Consider the following 4,350-nt stretch of genomic DNA (forward strand, 5'->3'; position numbering starts at 1 on the left):
TCCGGGTCGAAGAACACAGCCTTGTCGAGATTGAAGGCGAGGCGTGTGTGCTGGCCGGGTGCGATGCCGGCATCGGCGCGCAGTCGGGCGACCACTTCCTTGCCGCCGAGCTTGGTGACGGCGAAGGTGTCGGAGCCGGCGGGTTCGACGACCTCGATCAGGCAGTCGCCTTCGGTGAGCGAGCGGGCATTGCGGTCGGCGCCGTCGGGGTCGGTCAGCGCCTCCGGGCGGATGCCGAAGATCACCTGCCGGCCGGCATAGGAGGAAAGACCGTTTGCGATTGTCGTGACCGGCAGCCTGAGCGGAGCGGCGTTCGGCCGCTCGAGCGAGACGGCGAGCCCACCGGCGCCGTTTTCGACCGAGGCCTTGACCAGGTTCATCGCTGGTGAACCCATGAAGTCGGCGACGAACATGTTGGCGGGATTGTTGTAGATCTCGGCCGGCGTGCCGAACTGCTGGACGATGCCGTCCTTCATCACGGCGATGCGGGTGGCGAGCGTCATTGCCTCGATCTGGTCGTGGGTGACGTAGACGATGGTCTTGCCGGTCGCCTGATGCAGTCGCTTGATCTCGATGCGCATGTCGACGCGCAGCTTGGCGTCGAGGTTGGAGAGCGGTTCGTCGAACAGGAAGAGCTTGGGATCGCGCACCAGTGCCCGGCCCATGGCGACGCGCTGGCGCTGGCCGCCCGACAGCTGGCTCGGCTTGCGGTCGAGCAGATGGCCGATCTGCAGCACCTTGGCGACCTTGTCGATCGCCTGCTTGCGCTCTTCCGGCGGCACGCCGCGCATCTCCATGCCGAAGGCGATGTTGCCCGCCACCGTCATGTTCGGATAAAGCGCATAGGACTGGAACACCATGGCGATGTCGCGCTTGGAAGGATGCAGGCCGTTGACGGCGCGCCCGTCGATCCGGATCTCGCCCGCGGTGATCGTCTCCAGCCCGGCGATGGTGTTGAGCAGGGTCGACTTGCCGCAGCCGGACGGGCCGACCAGCACCAGGAAGCCGCCCTTTTCGAGTTCGAGATCGATGCCCTTGAGGATGTCGACGGCGCCGAAGCGCTTTCTGAGGCCGGAGATTTCCAGGAAAGCCATGGGTTACCCTTTGACTGCGCCCGCCATCAGGCCACGCACGAAGTAGCGGCCGGCGAGGATATAGACGATGAGCGTCGGCACGGCGGCGATCATCGCCGCCGCCATGTTGACATTGTATTCGACCACCCCGGTCGAGGTGTTGACGACATTGTTGAGCGCCACCGTCATCGGCATGGAGTCACCGGTGCCGGCATAGGCCGAGGCAAACAGGAAGTCGTTCCAGATATTGGTGAACTGGTAGATGACGGTGACGACGATGATCGGCAGCGAGTTCGGCAGCATGATGCGGCGGAAGATCTGGAAGAAACTGGCGCCATCGACCTGGGCGGCCCGGATCAGCTCGGTCGGGAAGGCCTCGTAGAAATTGCGAAAGAACAGCGTCGTGAAGCCGAGGCCGTAGACGACATGGACGAAGACCAGATTGACCGTCGAATTGCCGAAGCCGAAGTTAAAGCCGGTGGCGTTCTGCAGCGTCACCCCGAAGCGACCGAGCGAGCCGAGGATGGTCGCCATCGGCAAGAGCACCGACTGGAACGGAATGAAGCAGGCAAACAGCATCAGCCCGAACACCAGCGTATGGCCGGGGAAGCGCCACTTGGTCAGGACATAACCGTTCAGCGCGCCCATGAAGGTGGAGATCGCCACTGCCGGCACCACCATCTTGATCGAATTCCAGAAGTAGCCCTTGATGCCGGCGCAGGTCAGCCCGACGCAGGCCTCGCCCCAGGCCTTCACCCAGGGATCGAAGGTCGGCGCCTGCGGCAGCGCCAGCATGTTGCCGTTCTGGATCTCGTCCATCGTCTTGAACGAGGTCGTCAGCATGACGAAGAGCGGCATCAGGTAGAGGATGGCGAAGATCACCAGCAGGCCGTAGATGACGAGGCGGCCGATCCAGCGGGCGCTGTTGCCGCGCTCCGCTCCTGCGCCCGCCGCAGCCGATGACGACGTGCCGATCGAAGAGGTGAGGCTGCTCATCGGGCCTTCTCCTTCAGTTCGGAATAGAGATAGGGAACGATGATCGCCGAGATTGTCATCAGCATGATGATGGCGCTGGCCGAGCCGACGGCCATCTCGTTGCGCTTGAAGGTATATTCATACATGAAGTTCGACGGCAGCCAGGCCGAGCCGCCCGGCCCGCCCGAGGTCAGCGCCACCACCAGGTCGTAGGACTTGATCGCCATATGGGCGAGCACGATGAAGGCCGACAGGAAGATCGGCCGCAACAGCGGAATGACGATGCGCCGATAAAGCTGGAAGGGCGACGCCCCGTCGATCTGCGCCGCCTTCATGATCTCGCCGTCGATGCCGCGAAGACCCGCGAGGAACATCGCCATGACGAAGCCCGACGCCTGCCAGACACCGGCGATGACGACGGTGTAGATGACGAAGTCCTTGTTCTTGATCCAGTCGAAGTGGAAGCTCGTCCAGCCGAAGTGGTGCAGCGTCTGCTCCAGCCCGAGACCGGGATCGAGGAACCACTTCCAGGCCACCCCGGTGACGATGAAGGAGAGCGCCATCGGATAGAGGAAGATCGGCCTGAGCAGCCCCTCGCCGCGGATCTTCTGGTCGAGCAGGATCGCGAGCAGCAGGCCAAGCGCCAGACAGATGCCGACATAGAGGAAGCCGAAGATCGCCATGTTGGTGATCGAGGTGTACCAGGAGGATGGCGGATCGCTCTCGAAGGTCCAGCGCCACAGCCGCTGATAGGCGCGCGCTCCCGTCAGCTGATAGGAGGGGAAGGTCTTGGAATTGGTGAAGGAGAGATAGGCCGTCCAGACGATGAAGCCGTAGACGAAGATCAGCGTGATGACGAAGCTCGGCGCCAGCACGATCTTCGGCAGCGCATCCTGCAGCCGGCCCCTGAGCGAGACCCGCGTCGCCTGCCCCGGCGTCAGAACCGGATCGGTGGTGGCAACTGTGCTCATGGAATGTCATCTCCTCCCTGTATGTCGTCATGGGGGGCTGGCCCGCATGCCCCTCCCCGCATGATCGCCCCGCATATCCGTCAGGGGCTGCAGCTTCCCCGCGACGACGCGGGGAAGCGTGTTCATCGGCGGCGGCCTCAGCGGGCGTCGTCGATCGCCTGGACGAGCTGGGTCACGGCTTCGTCCGAGCTCTTGATCTGGCCGTGGACGAACTTCGAGACGACGTCCTTATAGGCATTGGCGATTGCCGGAGGCGCGCCATAGCCCTGGGCGAGCGAACCGAACAGCGTGCCGCCCTCGTTGGCGGCCTTCAGATCGGCGATGCCCTTCTTGCCGCAGGCGTCGAAGTCGGTGTCGGGAACGTCGGTGCGGGCCGGAACCGAACCCTTGACGACATTGAAGGCCGACTGGAAGCTCTTCGACAGCGTCGCCGTCGCCAATGCCACCTGCGCCGCCTTGCGGTCGTCGGGAACGTTGAACATGCCGAACATGTCGGAGTTGTAGATCACGCTGCCTTCGGTGCCGGGGAAGCGGTAGCAGAGGAAGTCTTTATCCGGCGTCTTCTTGGCGGCGACGAATTCGCCCTTGGCCCAGTCGCCCATCACCTGCACCAGCGCATCACCCTTGATGACCATCGCGGTCGCCAGGTTCCAGTCGCGGCCGGAGAAGTTCGGATCGACATATTTGACGATCTTGGCGAGGTTGTCGAAGGACTTCTTCATCGTGTCCGACTTCAGCGACGCCTCGTCGAGGTCGTTGAAGGCCTTCTTGTAGAACTCCGGCCCACCGGTCGACAGCACGATGGAATCGAACATCGTCGCCTCCTGCCAGTTCTGGCCGCCGAGCGCCAACGGGATGACACCGGCAGCCTTGGCCTTGTCGAGCAGCGCGATCAGGTCGTCGAAGCTCTTCGGCTGGGTGCCGCCGATCTTGTCCATGACAGCCTTGTTGATCCACAGCCAGTTGACCGAATGGACGTTGACCGGGGCTGCGACCCACTTGCCGTCATAGACGGAGAACTTCTGCAATGCCGCCGGCACCGACTTGTCCCAGCCTTCCTTCTTGGCCGTCTCCGTCAGGTCACCCATCACGCCGGCCTGGGCATAATCGAGCACGGTGTACCCCAGCATCTGTGAGGCCGTCGGATAGGTGCCCGCCGCCACCATCGCCTTCAGCGCCGTCATCGCCGCATCACCACCGCCGCCGGCAACCGGGACGTCCTTCCAGGCAAAACCTTCCTTCGATAGATCCTGCTTCAGGACGTTCAAAGCCGCTGCCTCGCCCCCCGACGTCCACCAGTGCAGCATCTGCACTTCCTTCACGTCGGCAGC

General features: G+C 63.4%; 4 protein-coding genes. All 4 read right to left on the reverse strand.

Annotation, left to right across the window (positions count from 1 at the left end; all coding sequences use genetic code 11):
* Positions 1 to 1,094 (reverse strand): ABC transporter ATP-binding protein (locus HJB91_RS30360; RefSeq protein WP_221103922.1); only part of this gene is annotated, 1,094 nt, incomplete at its 3' end.
* 3 nt (positions 1,095 to 1,097) lie between these two features.
* Positions 1,098 to 2,069 carry a carbohydrate ABC transporter permease gene (locus HJB91_RS30365; RefSeq protein WP_221156953.1) on the reverse strand — a complete coding sequence of 324 codons (972 nt, stop codon included), beginning with the start codon at positions 2,067 to 2,069 and terminating at the stop codon, positions 1,098 to 1,100.
* Positions 2,066 to 3,019, reverse strand: a complete 954-nt coding sequence (locus tag HJB91_RS30370; RefSeq protein ID WP_221156954.1) for a carbohydrate ABC transporter permease — start codon at positions 3,017 to 3,019, stop codon at positions 2,066 to 2,068. The genes HJB91_RS30365 and HJB91_RS30370 overlap by 4 nt, the downstream gene beginning before the upstream one ends.
* 137 nt (positions 3,020 to 3,156) lie before the next feature.
* The coding region (locus HJB91_RS30375; protein ID WP_221103924.1) for an ABC transporter substrate-binding protein at positions 3,157 to 4,350 on the reverse strand (1,194 nt) is incomplete at its 5' end.

The organism is Rhizobium sp. NLR10b, assembly GCF_019685435.1.
Lineage (GTDB): Bacteria > Pseudomonadota > Alphaproteobacteria > Rhizobiales > Rhizobiaceae > Rhizobium.

Excerpts from the sequence above, each read along its gene's own strand:
- HJB91_RS30365 (WP_221156953.1), bottom strand. The coding sequence starts at position 2,069 with ATGAGCAGCCTCACCTCTTCGATCGGCACGTCGTCATCGGCTGCGGCG.
- HJB91_RS30370 (WP_221156954.1), bottom strand. The coding sequence starts at position 3,019 with ATGAGCACAGTTGCCACCACCGATCCGGTTCTGACGCCGGGGCAGGCG.